This window comes from Mesorhizobium sp. CO1-1-7, assembly GCF_020164885.1.
GTDB lineage: Bacteria > Pseudomonadota > Alphaproteobacteria > Rhizobiales > Rhizobiaceae > Mesorhizobium > Mesorhizobium australicum.
Genome location: NZ_JAIUHA010000010.1, coordinates 111165 through 128851 on the forward strand (window position 1 = coordinate 111165; position 17687 = coordinate 128851).

The following is a 17687-nucleotide window of genomic DNA, read 5'->3' on the forward strand; positions in this document are numbered from 1 at the left end:
GTATCGTGCAAACGATGCGGTCTTTTTTTCACGGCCGCTCCTGGAGCGGGCCGTCCAAAGAAGCACACAAAAATCTTGGGCGGTGGCACGCATGAGACAAGGCGTGGTCTTCACTCCGCGGCCAGCGGCAGATCGATGAAATGATGGTCCGGCATCGCCATCAGGTCCGCTGAAAACCGCGTCAGATCGTCGGCCAGCGCGTCGAAGCCGGCGGCTTTCTCGAATGTCCGCTCATTCATGTAGAGCCCGCGATTGACCTCGATCTGCAGCGCATGCAAATGACGCGCCGGACGGCCGTAATGCTCGGTGATGAACCCGCCGGCGTAAGGCTTGTTGTGGGCAACCGTATAGCCCATCGCGGTCAACAGGCCGATCGCGGTTTCGGTCAGGGCCGCGGTGGCCGAGATGCCGAAACGGTCGCCGATGATGAAATCCGGCCGCAGCCCGTTGTCGCCGACACGGATGCTCGCCGGCATCGAATGGCAATCGATCAGCACGGCAAAGCCGAACCGGGCGTGGGTCCTGGTCAAAAGCCGCTTCAGCGTTTCGTGATAGGGCTTGTAGACGGCCTCGATGCGGGCAACCGCCTCGGCGAGCGGCAAGCGGCCCGAATAGATGTCGAGCCCCTCGCCCACCAGCTTCGGCACGGTGCCGAGCCCGCCGGCCACGCGCGCGGAGCGGATGTTGCAGAAGGACGGCACCGGCTCGGCGAACATGCGCGGGTCGAGTTCCCATGGCTCGCGGTTGACGTCGAGATAGGCGCGCGGGAAATTCGCCGCCAGCAGCGGCGCGCCGAGCGCCACGGCGCCGCCGAACAACTCGTCGACATAGCAATCCTCCGAGCGGCGGATGGCATTGCGATCGAGCCTTGCCATGGCAAGGAAGCGTTCGGGATAGTAGCGGCCGCTATGCGGCGAGTTGAAAAGGAAGGGGACGCGCTGCTCGGCGCCCGACCGGATTTCGAAGGGTGGAAAGACCGAAAAATCCTCGGCTGCCGTCTTCAATTTGAACGAACCCGAAAACACCAGTGCATCATGGCATGAAACTGCCACCTTGCTGGCCGCATGTCCAGCATTTCGGCGGTCGTGCGGCTGGGCAAATGTGGGTCAGGCGCGTCCGCGTTCACTTGATGTTTACTCTCACCTCCTCATATACAGGATGGTTAACGGGCCTGCCCCACGGCAGTCTCCGGCGGGTGATTCGGACGGGATAACATGGCACGCATTCTTCTGGCGGAAGACGACGACGATATGCGTCGGTTCCTCGTCAAGGCGCTGGAGCGCGCCGGCTATCAGGTCAGCGATTTCGACAACGGCGCCAGCGCCTATGAGCGGCTGCGCGAGGAACCGTTCTCGCTGCTTCTGACCGACATCGTCATGCCGGAGATGGACGGCATCGAACTGGCGCGTCGCGCCACCGAAATCGATCCCGACCTCAAGGTCATGTTCATCACCGGTTTTGCCGCCGTCGCGCTGAACCCGGATTCCAAGGCGCCGAAAGACGCCAAGGTGCTGTCCAAGCCCTTCCACCTGCGCGATCTGGTCAACGAGGTCGAGAAGATGCTGCAGGCGGCTTGAACCGCCTTTCGCAAGCCGCCGGCGTCGGTCCACAGCCGCGGCGGGACGACGTGTTTTTCCTCTTTTCCTGCTATTGACGCGCCTGACCAAAAATGGTGTATGCGCGGCTTCGGATGGGCGTGTAGCTCAGCGGGAGAGCACTGCATTGACATTGCAGGGGTCACAGGTTCAATCCCTGTCACGCCCACCATCCAACCCAGATATTCGGACCTTGCATCAATACGCGAGCGTCTTGGCGCTCACCGGAATGGACGACGGGTGATCCGATCGCGAAACGCGTTTTAGGCCCCCGCGACAGCACACAGGCTTTTCATCCGCGAAAGGGCAAGGTCGGGGTCGGCCAGCAATCCTGCCTGGTCGGCGAGGCGAAAGACGTCGGCATAATGGCGGATGCCGCGCGCCGACTGCATGCCGCCGACCATCGAGAAATGGTCCTGGTGGCCGTTGAGCCAGGCCATGAAGACAATGCCGGCCTTGTAATATTCAGTCGGCGCCTCGAAGATTTTTCGTGACAGCGGCACGGTCGGCGCCATCAGCGCGTCGTAGCCGGCACGATCGCCGGCAGCCAGCTTCGCCAGCGCGGCATTGGCGACCGGTGCGATCGCGTCGAAAATGCCGAGCAGCGCATGCGAGTGCCGCTTGCCGTCTCCGGCGATCAGCTCGGGATAATTGAAGTCGTCGCCGGTGAACATCATCACGCCGTCCGGCAGCCGGTTCCTGAGCGCCACTTCCTTGCCGGCGTCGAGCAGCGATATCTTGATGCCTTCGACCTTGCCGGCATTGCGCTCTATGATGGCGATCACCGTATCGAGCGCGGTCTCGAAATCGTCACTGCCCCAGTAGCCTTTCAAGGTCGGATCGAACATGTCGCCCAGCCAGTGCAGGACGACCTTGCCGGAGGCCTGGCCCAATATGCGGTCGTAAACCAGGGCGTAATCGTCCGGCCCCTTCGCCACGGCCGCCAGCGCGCGGCTGGCCATCATGATCGCCTTGCCGCCCTGGCCTTCGATGAAAGCGAACTGCTCCTCATAGGCGGCGACCACGTCGTCGACCGTCCGGGCCTTCGACGGCGCCAGATGGTCGGTGCCCGCACCCGAGGCGAGATCGGCGCCAGCGACGGTCCGCGCCTCCGCGATTGAACGGCGGATCAATTCCTGCGCATTCGTCCAATCGAAACCCATGCCGCGCTGCGACGTGTCCATTGCCTCGGCGATGCGGAAGCCGAGCCGCCATAGATGATGACGAAACGCCATCGTCCTGTCCCAATCGACAACGGGCCGCGACCATGGATCTGTCATTCCCAGCGGATCGGCGACGACATGCGCGGCGGCATAGGCGATGCGCGAAAACCGCGCGCCGGTCACCGGCTGGACCGGCTGTCCGACAAGCGCGTAGGGTGTGCTGCGGCCACCCTCGCCAGGCAAGGCAATGTCCATGGATCTCTCCCTTTCGTGTCTCCTAAATGGAACGTTCCAATAAATCAAGAACCTTTAAGGTTTGAGATGGACGGCCAGCGATGCTGCGTTGCAACACAACGACCCCTTGGGTAGCAATCGTTTGACCACATATGACCTGCTGCTCTTGCTAGAGAAAAATCCTGATTGACTCATCCTCGGAGCAAGGATTAGAACGTTCCAATAAATTCGATTGAAAAACCGGGGAGGATATCTGGATGGCCAGCCGGCCGAAGGCGACGATCTTCGACATCGCCCGCGAAGCAGGCGTGTCCAAATCGACGGTGTCGCTCGTGCTCCAGGGCAGCGGCCTGATCCGCCCCGAAACCGCGGTCAAGGTGCGCAAGGCGATCGAGGATGTCGGCTATGTCTATAACCGCGGCGCCGCCAATCTGCGCAAGGCCCACTCCAACGTCATCGGCATGGTCATCAACGACCTCACCAATCCGTTCTTCGCCGAGATGGCGGTCGGCATGGAGCGGGTCTTCCAGTCGGCCGGCATCGTGCCCTTCATCGCCAACACTGCCGAAAATCCGGTGCGCCAGGAAGAAGTGCTGAAGTCTCTGATGGAACAGGGCGTCGCCGGGCTCATCGTTTCCCCGGCGCGCGGCACGACGCCAGGGGCGTTCCGGCGGCTGGAAATAGCCGGTCTGCCGATTGCCTTCGCCATGCGCCGGCTGCCTGAAAGCCGCATTCCGGTGATTGCTCCCGACAATCATCGGGGCGCCTATCTCGCGACTTCGCATCTCGTTGGCAAGGGGCATCGCCGCCTGGCCTTCTTCGGCGGTTCGTCCGACCTCGTCGTTTATCATGAGCGCCTGGGCGGCTTTCGCGAGGCCTGCGAGACGCTCGGCATCGACGTCCGCGACGCGCTCATCATAGAGGGCGAGACCAATCGCAAGGGCGGCATGGCCTGCCTGGAAACGTCGCTCGCAATGGCCGAGCCGCCAACCGCGGCCCTTTGCTTCAACGATGCCGTTGCCTTTGGCGTCATGCTGGCGCTGCGCAAGCGCGGACTTGAGCCGGGCGCGGATTTCGCTGTCGTCGGCTTCGACGATGTGGTCGAGGCCGAACATTATATGCCGCCGCTGACCAGCGTAGCGGTGGACTCCGCCGGTCTCGGCGAACGCGCGGCCCACGTCATGATCAAGATGATCCAGTCGCGCACCACGCGGGCCGAGGATCATATCGGCGCCGTCAATCTCGTGGTCAGGGAAAGCTGCGGCCCGGATCGCCGCACGCGAAAAAGGCCCGTGGCGGCGGGAACCGCGACATGAGCGTCAACGGGAACCGCGACATGGGCGTCAAATGGGGGCTGATCGGCGCCAGCACGATCGCCCGGCAATTCATGATCGATGCCATTCGCGCTCAACCCGATGGCGAGATCGCGGCTGTAATGAGTTCCAGCGCGGAACGCGCCACGGCCTATGCAAGGGAAAATGGCATTCCAGCCGCCGTATCGAATCTCGACGCCTTGCTCGGATCCGACATCGACGCCGTCTACATCTCCACCACCAATGAACTGCATTTCGAACAGGCGCTGGCCGCTGCCAAGGCGGGAAAGCATGTGCTGTGCGAGAAGCCGCTGGCGCTGACCAGCGACGACGCGCGCAAGATGGTCGCCGCGGCCAAGGCGGCTGGCGTCGTGCTCGGTACCAATCATCATCTGCGCAATGCCGGTGCGCACCGCGCCATGCGCGACGCCGTTGCCGCGGGCCGCATCGGCAACCCCATTGCCGCGCGTGTCTTCCATTCCGTCTACCTGCCCGAAAACCTGCAGGGCTGGCGCATCGCCAGGCCCGAGGCGGGCGGCGGGGTGGTGCTCGACATCACCGTGCACGATGCAGACACGCTGCGCTTCGTGCTTGGCGACGATCCGGTCGAGGTTTCCGCTTTCACGCAATCCGCCGGCATGGCCGGGAGCGGGCTGGAAGATGGCGCCATGTGCGTCTGGCGCTTCAAATCGGGCCTTATCGCGCAATCGCATGAGGGGTTCACCACCAGGTTTGCCGACACCGGCTTCGAGGTGCACGGCTCGCAGGGCTCGCTCATCGCCCGCGATGTGATGACGCAGAAGCCGGCCGGCTCGGTCCTCCTGCGCACCGCCAGCGGCGAAGAACAGTTGAGCTTCGACCGCGAGGATCTATACGCCAGGTCGGTACGCGGGTTCCATGCCGCGGTCCGTGGCGAGGGCCAGCCTTCCGCCACCGGAGAAGACGGCATCTGGTCGCTCGCCGCGGCCGAGGCGGCATTGCAATCGGCGGCTTCCGGCAAGACCGTCAAGATCGACCCGAAACTCGGGAGCATGAATTGAGCAAGGTCGTCTCATCGGCGCAGGCCGCCAGCCTGATCAAGGACGGCATGGTCGTCTCGGTGTCCTCGTCGAGCGGCCTCGGCTGTCCAGACGCCGTGCTCGCCGCGATCGGCGAACGCTTCGATGGCGAGGGCCATCCGAAGGATATCACCACGCTGCACCCGATCGCCGCCGGCGACATGTATGGCATCAAGGGCATCGATCATCTGGCGAAGCCCGGCCTCTTGAAGCGTACGCTGTGCGGCTCCTATCCGTCAGGTCCCTCCTCCGCCGAGCCGCCGCAAATCTGGAAGATGATCGGCGACAATGCGGTTGCCGCCTATAACGTGCCGTCCGGCATCCTGTTCGACATGCACCGAGAGGCCGCCGCCAAGCGACCGGGCGTGCTGACCAAGGTCGGCCTCGACACTTTCGCCGACCCGCGCCACCAGGGCTGCGCCATGAACGCCGCCGCCGCCGAGCCGATCGTGTCGGTGCAGCAATTCGACGGCGAAGAATGGCTCTACTTCCGCGCCATCGTGCCGCAGGTCTCGATCATCCGTGCCACCACGGCTGACGAGCGCGGCAACCTTACCTACGAGCATGAGGGGGCCTATCTCGGCGGGCTGGAGCAGGCGCTCGCCGCCCGCAACAATGGCGGCATCGTCATCGCGCAGGTCAAACGCGTCGTCGAGAACGGCACGTTGAAGCCGCATGATGTGCGCGTGCCGGGCGTGCTGGTCGACCATATCGTCATTGCGCCGGATCAGTTGCAGACGACGCTGACGCCCTACGATCCCGCAATCTCCGGCGAGATCTTCCGGCCGCTGTCGAGCTTCCGCAATGCCGAGATGAATGTCCAAAAGGTGATCGCGCGCCGGGTCGCCATGGAGCTTCGCGACGGCATGGCCGTCAACATCGGCTTCGGCATTTCGGCCAACGTGCCGCGTATTCTTCTGGAAGAAGGCCAGCACGGCAAGGTCACCTGGCTGATCGAACAGGGCGCGGTCGGCGGCGTGCCGTTGCTCGACTTCAAGTTCGGCTGCGCCTCCAACGCCGAGGCGATCATGCCCTCGCCGCACCAGTTCATCTATTTCCAGGCCGGTGGCTTCGACGCTTCGCTGCTCTCCTTCCTGCAGATCGATCGCCACGGCTCGGTCAACGTGTCCAGGCTTTCGGCGCGGCCGCATGTCACCGCCGGCGCCGGCGGCTTCGTCGACATCACGTCACGGGCGAAGAAGATCGTTTTTTCCGGCTTCTTCAATGCCGGGGCAAAGCTGTCGCTCGCCAATGGCGGCATCCGCATCGACGCGGAAGGCAAGGTCAAGAAAGTCGTCGAGGAGGTCGAGCACATCTCCTTCTCCGGCAAGCGCGCCGTCGCGCACGGACAGGACATCACCTATGTCACCGAGCGCTGCGTCATGAAGCTGACGCCCGATGGGCTGATGGTGATGGAACTGGCGCCGGGCATCGACCTCGAGCGCGATGTGCTGGCGCAGGCCGAGATCCCGCTCAACGTAGCCAACGACCTCAAGGTGACGTCGGCGGCACTCTACCAGGATCGGCCGATCGGCCTGTCGCTGAATGGCGGCGCCTCGCTCGGAGGCGCGCATGGCTGAGCGCCTCGTCACCTTCGAGCAGGATGGCGCGATCGGCATTGTCACCTTGCGCCGTCCGGAAAAGTTCAATGCGCTCGATATCCCGATGCTGCGCGCGCTGGAAGCGGCGCTGGACGAGGCGGAAAGCGCTCAGCATGTCCGCGTCGTCCTCATATGCGGCCAAGGCAAGGGATTTTGCGCCGGCGGCGACGTCGAGGCCTGGGGGAGCATGAGTGCCGCCGATTTCCAGGTGCAATGGGTGCGCTACGGCCACCGTGTCTTCGACCGGCTGGCGCGGCTGCGGCAACCGACCATCGCCGTTCTGTCCGGTCATGCGCTCGGCGGCGGGCTGGAACTGGCCGTGGCTTGTGATTTCCGCGTCGCGGAAACGCAGGTGAAGCTCGGCTTCCCCGAGACCTCGATCGGCGTTGTCCCCGGCTGGTCCGGCACGCAGCGCGCGGTGCGTCGCTTCGGCGCCCAGACGGTGCGTCGCATGGCTGTCGGTGGCGAGATTTTTCTGGCGCCGGAAGCGCTTGCGCTGGGTGTCGTCGATCGCGTCGTCGAAACCGGCAAGGCGTCGGATGAAGCCAGGATCTGGGCTGAAAAAATCGCCGAACGCGGACCACTGGCCACCGAAGCCGCCAAGCTGATGATTGCGGTGGCGGAAGGCGAGGAAAGTGCCGCTGCGACAGAAGCCTTGGCCAGCGGCTTCATGGCGCTCACCGGCGATCTCAAGGCCGGCGTCGGCTCCTTCAAGACCAAGCAGAAGCCCGTGTTTTCGCGTTCGTAGGACAGAGTGGAAATCACATGAATGCACCTCTGAAGATTTCCATGCCTGCCGAGGCCTCCGTGGCCCCCAAGGCATACAAGCTTCTGATCGACGGCAAGCATGTCGATGCCCGCGATGGCCGCATGCTGGAACGCAAGAGCCCCGGCCACGGCTTCATGGTTTCACACTATGCTCAGGCGGGTGCCGCCGAAGTGGAAGCCGCGGTGCAGGCGGCGCACAGGGCCTTCGAGACCGGCCCCTGGCCGCGCATGCAAGCGTCCGAACGCGCCGCGATCCTGCTTAAGGCCGCCGACCTGATCGAGATCCGGCTGGAAGACATCGCCCGGCTCGATGCGCTGGAATCCGGCAAGCCGATCGCCCAGGCGCGCGGCGAGATCGGCGGCGCCGTCGACATCTGGCGCTATGCCGCCTCACTGGCCCGAACGTTGCACGGCGAAAGCTACGCCAATCTTGGCGATGCCATGCTGGGCGTCGTCCTGCGTGAGCCGATCGGCGTCGTCTCGATCATCACGCCGTGGAATTTCCCATTCCTCATCGTCAGCCAGAAACTGCCTTTCGCGCTCGCCGCCGGCTGCACGGCCGTGGTCAAGCCAAGCGAAATGACGTCGGCCTCGACTTTCGTGCTTGGCGATATCCTGTTGGAAGCCGGCGTTCCCGCTGGAGTCGTCAACATCCTCGCAGGTCTCGGCGCCGATGTCGGCGCGCCGATGGTCAGCCATCCGCTGGTCGAGATGGTTTCGTTTACCGGTTCCACCCGCGTCGGCAAGATGACCATGGCTGCGGCCTCGAATTCCCTTAAGAGAGTTTCGATGGAACTCGGCGGCAAGAACGGCCAGATCGTCTTCCCCGATGCCGATCTTAAAGCCGCTGCCGATGCCGCGGTATTCGGCGGCTTCTTCAACGCCGGCGAGTGCTGCAATGCCGGCAGCCGGCTGATCGTGCATGAGGCGATCGCCGACGACTTCCTGGGCGCCGTGAAGGCATTGACCGCCAGGGTAACCGTGGGCGATCCGCTCGACGACCTAACCAAGGTCGGCGCGATGATTTCGTCAGACCATCTGGCCAAGGTGACGGGTTACGTCGCGGCTGCCGCGAGTGAAGGCGGCAGTATCTACAGCGGCGGCGGGCAACGCCCTTCCAATGCCGGCCAATATCTCGATCCGACGATCTTACGCAACGTCACCGAAAACATGACGGTCGCGCGCGAGGAAGTGTTCGGGCCGGTGCTCTCGGTGCTGACTTTTGAATCGATTGAAAAGGCGTTGCGCATCGCCAACAACACGCCCTATGGTCTGTCGGCGGGTGTGTGGAGCGCCAGCATCGACACCTGCATGTCGGTGGCGCGGGGCGTGCGTTCGGGGACTGTCTGGGTGAACACGTTCATGGAAGGTTATCCAGAACTGCCGTTCGGCGGCTACAAGCAGTCGGGCTTGGGCCGCGAACTCGGCAAGCGCGCTGTTGAGGACTATACCGAGGAAAAGACAATCCAGTTTCATCGCGGCCAGCGCACCGGTTGGTGGGTCGGCTGAGTTGGGAAGAACCCGGTGGGCTGCCACCGGTCGTGTAATGCAACAAGGGAGGAAGTACATGTTGCGCAAACTGCTTATCGGAACGGCGCTCGCTTCGGGCCTGGCTTTCGCGGCCCATGCCGAGGACGTCAAGGAAGTGCAGATGCTGCATTGGTGGACGTCGGGCGGCGAAGCAGCTGCTCTCAACGTGCTCAAGGGCGATCTGGCCAAGGAAGGCTATGCCTGGAAGGACGTTCCCGTGGCCGGCGGCGGCGGCGATGCCGCCATGACCGCGCTCAAGGCGATGGTCGCGGCCGGCAACTATCCGACCGCCTCGCAGATGCTCGGCTACACCGTGCTCGACTATGCCGCTGCCGGCGTGATGGGCGACCTCACAGAGACGGCGAAGAAGGAAGGCTGGGACAAGTCGGTTCCGGCCGCGCTGCAGAAGTTCTCCGTCTATGACGGCAAGTGGGTTGCCGCTCCGGTCAACGTCCACTCCGTCAACTGGCTGTGGATCAACAAGGCGGTGATGGACAAGATCGGCGGCACCGAGCCTAAGACCTTCGACGATTTCATCGCCCTGCTCGACAAGGCCAAGGCGGCTGGGGTCACCCCGCTCGCGCTTGGTGGCCAGAACTGGCAGGAAGCGACCATGTTCGATTCCGTCGTGCTGTCGACCGGCGGACCTGAGTTCTACAAGAAGGCGATGAACGACCTCGACGACGCGTCGCTCAAGTCCGACACGATGAAGAAGTCGTTCGACAATCTGGCCAAGCTCGTCACCTATGTCGACCCGAACTTCTCTGGCCGCGACTGGAACCTGGCCACCGCGATGGTCATCAAGGGCGATGCGCTGGTGCAGGTCATGGGCGACTGGGCCAAGGGCGAGTTCCACGCCGCCAACAAGACACCGGGTACGGACTTCCTCTGCTATCGCTTCCCGGGCACCGACGGCTCGGTGATCTACAACTCCGACATGTTCGGCATGTTCAACGTTCCGGACGACCGCAAGGCCGCCCAGATCGCTCTGGCCACCGCCACCTTGTCGAAGAGCTTCCAGTCGGCCTTCAACGTCGTCAAGGGTTCGGTTCCGGCCCGCACCGACGTGCCTGACACCGACTTCGACGCTTGCGGCAAGAAGGGTATCGCCGACCTGAAGAAGGCCAATGAAGGCGGCACGCTGTTCGGCTCGCTGGCCCAGGGCTATGGCGCGCCTCCGGCTGTCGCCAATGCCTACAAGGACGTCATCTCGAAGTTTGTCCACGGTCAGATCAAGACCTCGGACGAAGCCGTGACCGAACTGGTCAAGGCGATCGACGACGCCAAGTAAGCGCCGGCCACAAACACCTTCCCCGCTCCGGCGGGGAAGGTTTCCGGTCCGTGAGGCCGATCGGCCGGATGCCGACGGGAGGAACCCCATGAGCAGTGTAGCGACAACCCAGATCAAGCTGACGCCGGAGCGGTCGCGCACCTCGGTGCGCTCGCGCCTGCAGGATGCCTTGCCCAAGATCGTGCTGGCGCCGAGCTTCGCCATCACCATCGTCTTCGTCTACGGCTTCATCCTGTGGACGATCTATCTGTCCTTCACCAACTCCAAGACCTTCCCGTCCTATGCCATAACAGGCGCACGCGCCTATCAGCGATTGTGGGGCTGGACCTTCGACACCGACCCGCCATCGAGCTGGTACACGTCGATCACCAATATGGGCATTTTCGGCTTTCTCTACATCTTGATCTGCTTGGCGCTCGGCCTGTTCCTGGCCATCCTGCTTGACCAGAAGATTCGCGGCGAAGGCGTTTTACGTCCCATCTACCTCTATCCGATGGCGCTCTCCTTCATTGTCACCGGCGTTGCCTGGAAATGGTTCCTCGACCCCGGCCTCGGTCTCGAACAGACGCTGCATCAATGGGGCTGGACGAGCTTCCATTTCGACTGGATCAAGAACAAGGATTTCGTCATCTACACCGTGGTCATCGCCGGCGTCTGGCAGGCCTCCGGCTTCATCATGGCGATGTTCCTGGCCGGCCTGCGCGGCATTGACGGCGAGATCATGAAGGCGGCGCAGATCGACGGCGCCACCACCTTCCAGCTCTATCGCCGCATCGTCATTCCGCTCTTGCGGCCGATCTTCCTGTCGGCCTTCATCGTGCTCGCGCACCTTGCCATCAAATCCTATGACCTGGTCGTGGCACTGACCAGCGGCGGTCCCGGCGGCTCGGCCTGGCTGCCGTCCAACTTCATGTATGAATACACCTTCAAGCGCAACGAAATGGCCGTCGGCTCGGCCAGCGCCGTGATCATGCTGATGACCATCGTCGCCATCATCGTGCCCTATCTCTATTCGGAACTCAGGGAGAAGTCGCGATGAGCGCCGTGACCACTCCCGCCCGCCGGGTCAGCGGCGGCGTCAACGTCAAGATTGTCAATCGCATCGTCATCTACGGGCTTCTGGCGCTGTTCGCGCTGTTCTACCTGATGCCGCTGTTCGTCATGCTGGTGACCTCGTTCAAGACCATGGACGAGATCCAGAACGGCAACATGCTGGCGCTGCCAAAGGCGCCGACCTTCGACCCCTGGCTGAAGGCCTGGGGTGAGACCTGCGTAGGCCTCACCTGCGCCGGCATCAAGGGCTATTTCTGGAACTCCATAAAGATGGTGGTTCCGGCCGTGCTGATCTCGACCATGCTCGGTGCGCTCAATGGCTACGTGCTGACCAAATGGCGTTTTCGCGGCGCGACCCTGGTGTTCGGGCTGATGCTTTTTGCCTGCTTCATCCCGTTCCAGTCGGTACTGTTGCCGATGGCGACGATCCTGGGCAGCCTCGGACGGTTTGGCGTGTCGCTGCAGAACACGGTCGGAACCAGCTTCGGCCTCGGCAACCCGACGGTGAACCTGGTGTTCGTCCACGTCGTCTACGGCATCGGCTTCACCACGCTGTTCTTCCGCAACTATTACGAGGCGTTCCCGACCGAACTGGTCAAGGCCGCGCAGGTCGACGGCGCCTCCTTCTTCCAGATCTTTCGGCGCATCATGCTGCCGAATTCGATGCCGATCTTCGTCGTCACCGTCATTTACCAGTTCACGAACATCTGGAACGACTTCCTGTTCGCCTCCGCCTATGCCGGCACCGGCGACGCCATGCCGATGACGGTGGCGCTCAACAACGTCGTCAACACCTCGACAGGCGTCGTCGAATACAACGTCAACATGGCGGCCGCGATGATCGCGGCACTGCCCACCCTTCTCGTCTACGTGCTCGCCGGCCGCTATTTCGTGCGTGGCCTGATGGCGGGCGCGGTCAAAGGATAACCCAATGGCTTTTCTGGAAATTGATGGTCTGAGGAAGCGTTTCGGCCAGGTCGAGATCCTGAAGGGGATCAATCTCGAACTGGAAAAGGGCGGCTTCCTGGTGCTGGTCGGCCCTTCCGGCTGCGGCAAGTCCACTTTGCTCAACACCATCGCCGGACTGGAGACGATCACCTCTGGCGACATCCGCGTCGATGGCCGCACCATCACCGATCTGCACCCGTCCAAGCGCGACATCGCCATGGTGTTCCAGAGCTACGCGCTTTACCCGAACATGACGGTCGCCGGGAACATCTCCTTCGGCATGGAGATGCGCGGCGTGCCGATCGACGAACGCCAGAAGGCGATCGACAAGGTGGCCAAGGTGCTGCAGATCGGCCATCTGCTGAACCGCAAGCCGAGCCAGCTTTCGGGCGGCCAGCGCCAGCGCGTCGCCATGGGCCGGGCGCTGGTGCGCGACCCCAAGCTGTTCCTGTTCGACGAGCCGCTGTCCAACCTCGACGCCAAGCTGCGCGTCGACATGCGCATCGAGATCAAGCGCCTGCATGCCACCACCGGCACAACCATCGTCTATGTCACCCACGACCAGATCGAGGCGATGACGCTGGCGACCAAAATCGCCGTCATGCGCGATGGCGAGGTGCAGCAATTCGGCACGCCGGCCGAGATCTACAACAACCCCAGCAATGTCTTCGTCGCCGACTTCATGGGTTCGCCGGCGATGAACCTGATCCCGGCGACCATCGACGGCAATGGCGGCGACCTGGCCGTCGTGCTCGATCGCGAGGCACGCCAGCCGATCACTCTGCCGATGGCCAACGCCCCGGCCGGATTGTCGGCGTTCAAGGGCAAGCCGGTCATCTTCGGCGTTCGCCCCGAGGCGCTCACCGATCCGGAAGGCGCGGAGCGCAACGCCTCGCAAATCGCCACCGCCGATTGCCATATCGAGGTGGTGGAGCCGGCCGGTTCCGATACCTTCGCCGTCACCAACCTCGGCGGCAAAGGCGTGGTGGCGCGGCTGCGCGCAGATGCCAACATCCAGCCCGGCACCAACACGCCGCTCGCCTTCAACCTGACCAAGGCGGTGTTCTTCGATCCGGCGACCGAGAGCCGTATTCGCTGATGCGCGTCGCCCAAAAGTGGGTTCGGTTTTGGGGCAACGACATGCATCAAGACAATAGACCTAAAGCGCGTCGCATGTGTCCATTCAAAAGCGGCGCGCTTTAGGCCATGACAAACCCGGATATCGTCATCATCGGCTCCGGCATCGGCGGCGCCACGATCGCCTCCGGCTTAGCCGGCAGTGGCGCCTCGATCCTGATGCTGGAACGCGGCGAGCCTTTGCCGGCAACGCCTCATGCGCGCGACACGCGCTCGATCTTCGTTGACGGCCACTACCGGCCGAAGGAGATGTGGCGCGAGGCCGGTGGCGCTGCATTCAACCCGGGCAATTACTACTATGTAGGCGGCAATTCGAAATTCTTCGGCGCGGTGCTGATCCGCTACCGCAAAGAGGATTTCTCCGCCATGGAGCACTTCGGCGGCGTCTCTCCGGCCTGGCCGTTTTCCTATGACGAATTCGAGCCTTGGTACTCCAAGGCTGAGCAACTGTTCCGCGTCCGCGGCACGCTTGGCGAGGACCCGACCGAGCCGTTCCACTCGATCCCCTACGCCTACAAGCCCGTGCCCGACGAGGCGCCGATCGCCCGTGCCCGCGCCGAGCTCAAGGGGCTGGGCCTGCATCCGGCCTCGCTGCCGCTCGGCGTCGATATCGACACCTGGCTCAGGGAAGGCAGGACCGGCTGGGACGCTTTTCCGAACACTGGCCAGGGAAAGATGGACGCCCAGACCGCACCGCTGGCGGCGGCACTGAACGATCCTAACATCAAGCTCGAAACCGGCGCCCATGTCGAATATCTCGAGACTGCTCCGGACGGTAAAACCATATCAGCGGTTCATTACCACCAGAACGGCGAGCTGAAAAAGCTGTCGCCAAAACTGGTCATCCTGTCGGCCGGCGCGGTCAATTCAGCGGTCATCCTGCTGCGCTCGCCTTCTCCCGGCAATGGCAAGGGGGGCGGCAGGGGCCTCGCCAACCGCTCCGACCAAGTCGGCCGTAATTTCATGAACCACAATTCGAGCGCCATGCTGGCGATCAATCCGCGCCGCAGGAACGATGCCGTCTACCAGAAGACGCTGATGCTCAACGATTATTACCTCTCCGGCGGCAAGGGCGGCAAACCGCTCGGCAATGTCCAGCTTCTCGGTAAGATCGACGGCAACATGCTCAAGGCCAATGTGAAACGGGTGCCGAAATTCGCGCTCGATTTCATGGCCGGCCATGCGGTCGACTGGTACCTGATGTGCGAGGACCTGCCCGACCCCGAAAGCCGCATCATGGTCGACGGCAAGGACATCGTCATGCAATGGCGGCGCTCCAACATGCAGTCGCTCGACGGGCTGACCAAGGTGATGCGCGAGAATTTTCGCGCCTGCGGTTATCCCCTGGTGCTGTCGCGCCCTTTCGACAAACGCACGCCCTCGCACCAGTGCGGCACGGTGAAAATGGGCGATGATCCGGCGACGTCGCCGCTCGACCCGTTCTGCCGTGCCTTCGATCATAGGAACCTGTTCGTCGTCGACGCCGGTTTTCTGCCGAACTCGGCCGCCGTCAACCCGGCGCTGTCGATCGCCGCCCAGGCGCTGCGCGTCGCCGAGCACATCCGCAAGACGGACCTCGCCGCATGATCCGCCCGGCGGCCATCGTCACAGGGGGCGCGCGCGGAATTGGTCTTGCCTGCGCTCAGGCACTCGCTGATGCCGGCTTTGACATCCTTGTCGCCGATGTTGCCGCGAAACCCCCTGACGAGCTTGCGCAAGACGTCGCCAAACGCGGCGCCAAATTCGCCTATGTCAGCTGCGACATCGCCGATCTTTCCAGCCACGCCGCCTTGGTCGAAACCGCCATGCGCGCCTTCGGCCGCATCGATTGCCTGGTCAACAATGCCGGCGTCGGCGCCGTGGTGCGGGGCGACCTGCTCGACCTCAAACCCGACAATTTCGACCGCGCGATCGGCGTCAACCTGCGGGGCACCGTCTTTCTCAGCCAGGCGGTCGCCAAGGCGATGCTCCGCCAGCCCAGCGATGAAGCGAAATCGATCATCACCATCACCTCGGTCAGCGCCGAGATGGCCTCGCCGGAACGCTCCGAATATTGCATGTCGAAGGCAGGGCTTTCGATGTGGGTGAAGAATCTGGCGCTCAGGCTCGCCCCGGAAAACATCGGCGTGTTCGAGCTGCGACCGGGCATTATCCGCACCGACATGACGGCGGGCGTGACCGCCAAATATGACGCTTTGATAGACAGCGGCCTGGTGCCGGCGAAACGCTGGGGCGAAGCGTCCGACATCGGCGCCATGGTGGCCGCGCTCGCTGCCGGGAGACTGGGCTTTTCGACCGGCTCGATCATCAATGTCGACGGCGCGCTCTCCGTGCCCCGGCTATGAACGGATGAGACAATGACCGACTACATCATCGTGGGCGCCGGCCCTGCCGGCTGCGTGCTGGCCAACCGGCTGAGCGAGGATCCCTCCAATTCCGTGCTGCTGCTCGAAGCCGGTGGCAAGGATTGGCACCCCTATATCCACATGCCGGCGGGCTTTGCCAAGATGACCAAGGGCATTGCGTCCTGGGGCTGGTCGACCGTGCCGCAAAAACACATGAACGACCGCGTCTTCTGGTACACGCAGGCCAAGGTGGTCGGCGGCGGCTCCTCCATCAATGCCCAGATCTACACGCGCGGCAATGCGCGCGATTACGACGCCTGGGAGAAGGAGGAAGGGCTGGCCGGCTGGGGCTACCGCGACGTACTGCCTTATTTCAAGCGCGCCGAAAACAACCAGCGCTACGCCAACGACTTCCACGGCGACCAGGGCCCGCTCGGCGTATCGAACCCGATTGCGCCGTTGCCGATCTGCGAGGCCTATTTCCGCGCCGGCCAGGAGATGGGCATTCCCTTCAATCCGGACTTCAACGGCGCTTCCCAGGAAGGCGTCGGCTATTACCAGTTGACCCAGAAGGATGCCCGGCGCTCCTCCGCCTCGGTCGCCTATCTCAGGCCGATCCGCGCTCGCAAGAACCTCACCGTCAGGACCGACGTACTGGTGACCCGCATCGTCGTCGAGAACGGCCGCGCCATCGGCGTCGAGGTGGTCGACAGGCCGGGCGGCGAGACAAAAATCCTGCGCGCCGACCGTGAGGTGATCGTCTCGTCCGGCGCCATCGGTTCGCCTAAGCTTTTGATGCAGTCGGGCATCGGCCCGGCCGACCATCTGAAATCGGTCGGCGTCACGCCGGTGCATGACCTGCCCGGCGTCGGCTCCAACATGCAGGACCATCTCGACCTGTTCGTCATCGCCGAATGCACCGGCGACCACACCTACGACAATTACGCCAAGCTGCACCGCACGGCCTGGGCTGGCCTGCAATATCTGCTGTTGAAGAAGGGGCCGGTGGCGTCCAGCCTGTTCGAGACCGGCGGCTTCTGGTACGCCGACCCGACCGCCGCCTCGCCCGATATCCAGTTCCACCTGGGTCTTGGCTCCGGCATCGAGGCTGGCGTCGAGAAGCTGAAAAACCCGGGCGTCACCTTGAACTCGGCCTTCCTGCGCCCGCGCTCGCGCGGCACGGTGCGGCTGAAAAGCGCTGATCCCGCCGACCACCCGCTGATCGACCCCAACTACTGGTCCGATCATTATGACCGCGACATGTCGCTGAGAGGGCTGCGGCTGGCGCGCGAGATCATGCGGCAGAAGGCGCTTGCCCCTTACGTGCTGCGCGAGGTGCTGCCCGGCCCGTCGCTCGCCAGCGATGATGAGCTGATCGACTATGCCTGCCGCACCTCCAAGACCGATCACCATCCTGTCGGCACCTGCCGCATGGGCCATGATGAGATGGCGGTGGTGACGCCGGACCTGAGACTGCGCGGCATCGAGGGCCTGCGCGTCTGCGATGCGTCTGTGATGCCGCGCGTGCCTTCCTCCAACACCAATGCGCCGACGATCATGGTCGGCGAAAAGGGTGCCGACCTGATCCTCGGCCGCGAGCCGCTGCCGCCGGCGGTGTTTTCCGGCAATCGTGCTGCTTAAGGAGTGGTAA

Annotated in this window: 15 protein-coding genes and 1 tRNA gene; 14 read left to right on the forward strand and 2 right to left on the reverse strand. The window is 63.4% G+C overall.

Annotation, left to right across the window (positions count from 1 at the left end; genetic code table 11):
• Positions 1-110: 110 nt before the first annotated feature.
• Positions 111-1052: an N-formylglutamate amidohydrolase gene (locus tag LB516_RS22105; protein WP_140721345.1), complete on the reverse strand. Its 942-nt coding sequence runs from the start codon at positions 1050-1052 to the stop codon at positions 111-113.
• Positions 1053-1214: 162 nt separating this feature from the next.
• Between LB516_RS22105 and cpdR the strand changes: the two genes are divergently transcribed.
• Both cpdR and LB516_RS22115 read left to right on the forward strand, forming a co-directional pair.
• Positions 1215-1577 carry a cell cycle two-component system response regulator CpdR gene (cpdR, locus tag LB516_RS22110; protein WP_006199474.1) on the forward strand — a complete coding sequence of 121 codons (363 nt, stop codon included), beginning with the start codon at positions 1215-1217 and terminating at the stop codon, positions 1575-1577.
• 115 nt (positions 1578-1692) lie between these two features.
• Positions 1693-1767, forward strand: a tRNA-Val gene (locus LB516_RS22115).
• Positions 1768-1858: 91 nt separating this feature from the next.
• Here the strand turns inward: LB516_RS22115 and LB516_RS22120 are convergent.
• Positions 1859-3013, reverse strand: a complete 1155-nt coding sequence (locus LB516_RS22120; RefSeq protein ID WP_224720366.1) for a dihydrodipicolinate synthase family protein — start codon at positions 3011-3013, stop codon at positions 1859-1861.
• Between the two features lie 236 nt (positions 3014-3249).
• Between LB516_RS22120 and LB516_RS22125 the strand changes: the two genes are divergently transcribed.
• From LB516_RS22125 to LB516_RS22180, 12 genes are all read left to right on the forward strand, one after another.
• Positions 3250-4308, forward strand: a complete 1059-nt coding sequence (locus tag LB516_RS22125) for a LacI family DNA-binding transcriptional regulator (protein ID WP_140823111.1) — start codon at positions 3250-3252, stop codon at positions 4306-4308.
• 20 nt (positions 4309-4328) lie between these two features.
• On the forward strand, positions 4329-5345 hold the full coding sequence (locus tag LB516_RS22130; protein ID WP_224720444.1) for a Gfo/Idh/MocA family protein: 1017 nt from the start codon (positions 4329-4331) through the stop codon (positions 5343-5345).
• Complete coding sequence (locus LB516_RS22135) at positions 5342-6943, forward strand: acyl CoA:acetate/3-ketoacid CoA transferase (RefSeq protein WP_224720367.1); 1602 nt, start codon at positions 5342-5344, stop codon at positions 6941-6943. Before LB516_RS22130 ends, LB516_RS22135 begins: the two co-directional genes overlap by 4 nt.
• On the forward strand, positions 6936-7712 hold the full coding sequence (locus LB516_RS22140) for an enoyl-CoA hydratase/isomerase family protein (protein WP_140875191.1): 777 nt from the start codon (positions 6936-6938) through the stop codon (positions 7710-7712). The genes LB516_RS22135 and LB516_RS22140 overlap by 8 nt, the downstream gene beginning before the upstream one ends.
• 17 nt (positions 7713-7729) lie before the next feature.
• On the forward strand, positions 7730-9241 hold the full coding sequence (locus LB516_RS22145; protein WP_140875190.1) for an aldehyde dehydrogenase family protein: 1512 nt from the start codon (positions 7730-7732) through the stop codon (positions 9239-9241).
• Positions 9242-9299: 58 nt separating this feature from the next.
• Positions 9300-10553 carry an ABC transporter substrate-binding protein gene (locus LB516_RS22150; RefSeq protein WP_140789006.1) on the forward strand — a complete coding sequence of 418 codons (1254 nt, stop codon included), beginning with the start codon at positions 9300-9302 and terminating at the stop codon, positions 10551-10553.
• 88 nt (positions 10554-10641) lie between these two features.
• The gene (locus LB516_RS22155; RefSeq protein WP_015315823.1) at positions 10642-11592 is read left to right on the forward strand and encodes a carbohydrate ABC transporter permease; all 951 of its coding nucleotides are present in this window, start codon (positions 10642-10644) and stop codon (positions 11590-11592) included.
• A complete protein-coding gene (locus tag LB516_RS22160; RefSeq protein WP_224720368.1) occupies positions 11589-12533 on the forward strand; it encodes a carbohydrate ABC transporter permease in 945 nt (314 codons plus the stop codon). The genes LB516_RS22155 and LB516_RS22160 overlap by 4 nt, the downstream gene beginning before the upstream one ends.
• A gap of 4 nt (positions 12534-12537) precedes the next feature.
• Entirely contained in the window at positions 12538-13653 is a 1116-nt protein-coding gene (locus LB516_RS22165; protein ID WP_224720369.1) for an ABC transporter ATP-binding protein, read from the forward strand.
• Positions 13654-13760: 107 nt separating this feature from the next.
• On the forward strand, positions 13761-15278 hold the full coding sequence (locus tag LB516_RS22170) for a GMC oxidoreductase (RefSeq protein ID WP_224720370.1): 1518 nt from the start codon (positions 13761-13763) through the stop codon (positions 15276-15278).
• A complete protein-coding gene (locus LB516_RS22175; RefSeq protein ID WP_224720371.1) occupies positions 15275-16036 on the forward strand; it encodes a 3-ketoacyl-ACP reductase in 762 nt (253 codons plus the stop codon). Before LB516_RS22170 ends, LB516_RS22175 begins: the two co-directional genes overlap by 4 nt.
• A gap of 12 nt (positions 16037-16048) precedes the next feature.
• Positions 16049-17677 carry a GMC family oxidoreductase gene (locus LB516_RS22180; protein ID WP_224720372.1) on the forward strand — a complete coding sequence of 543 codons (1629 nt, stop codon included), beginning with the start codon at positions 16049-16051 and terminating at the stop codon, positions 17675-17677.
• Positions 17678-17687 lie beyond the last annotated feature (10 nt).

Coding starts and splice junctions, on each gene's coding strand:
- LB516_RS22165 (WP_224720369.1), top strand. CDS start 12,538: ATGGCTTTTCTGGAAATTGATGGTCTGAGGAAGCGTTTCGGCCAGGTC.
- LB516_RS22180 (WP_224720372.1), top strand. CDS start 16,049: ATGACCGACTACATCATCGTGGGCGCCGGCCCTGCCGGCTGCGTGCTG.
- LB516_RS22140 (WP_140875191.1), top strand. CDS start 6,936: ATGGCTGAGCGCCTCGTCACCTTCGAGCAGGATGGCGCGATCGGCATT.
- LB516_RS22125 (WP_140823111.1), top strand. CDS start 3,250: ATGGCCAGCCGGCCGAAGGCGACGATCTTCGACATCGCCCGCGAAGCA.
- LB516_RS22175 (WP_224720371.1), top strand. CDS start 15,275: ATGATCCGCCCGGCGGCCATCGTCACAGGGGGCGCGCGCGGAATTGGT.
- LB516_RS22160 (WP_224720368.1), top strand. CDS start 11,589: ATGAGCGCCGTGACCACTCCCGCCCGCCGGGTCAGCGGCGGCGTCAAC.
- LB516_RS22155 (WP_015315823.1), top strand. CDS start 10,642: ATGAGCAGTGTAGCGACAACCCAGATCAAGCTGACGCCGGAGCGGTCG.
- LB516_RS22130 (WP_224720444.1), top strand. CDS start 4,329: ATGGGCGTCAAATGGGGGCTGATCGGCGCCAGCACGATCGCCCGGCAA.
- LB516_RS22120 (WP_224720366.1), bottom strand. CDS start 3,013: ATGGACATTGCCTTGCCTGGCGAGGGTGGCCGCAGCACACCCTACGCG.
- cpdR (WP_006199474.1), top strand. CDS start 1,215: ATGGCACGCATTCTTCTGGCGGAAGACGACGACGATATGCGTCGGTTC.
- LB516_RS22170 (WP_224720370.1), top strand. CDS start 13,761: ATGACAAACCCGGATATCGTCATCATCGGCTCCGGCATCGGCGGCGCC.
- LB516_RS22150 (WP_140789006.1), top strand. CDS start 9,300: ATGTTGCGCAAACTGCTTATCGGAACGGCGCTCGCTTCGGGCCTGGCT.
- LB516_RS22145 (WP_140875190.1), top strand. CDS start 7,730: ATGAATGCACCTCTGAAGATTTCCATGCCTGCCGAGGCCTCCGTGGCC.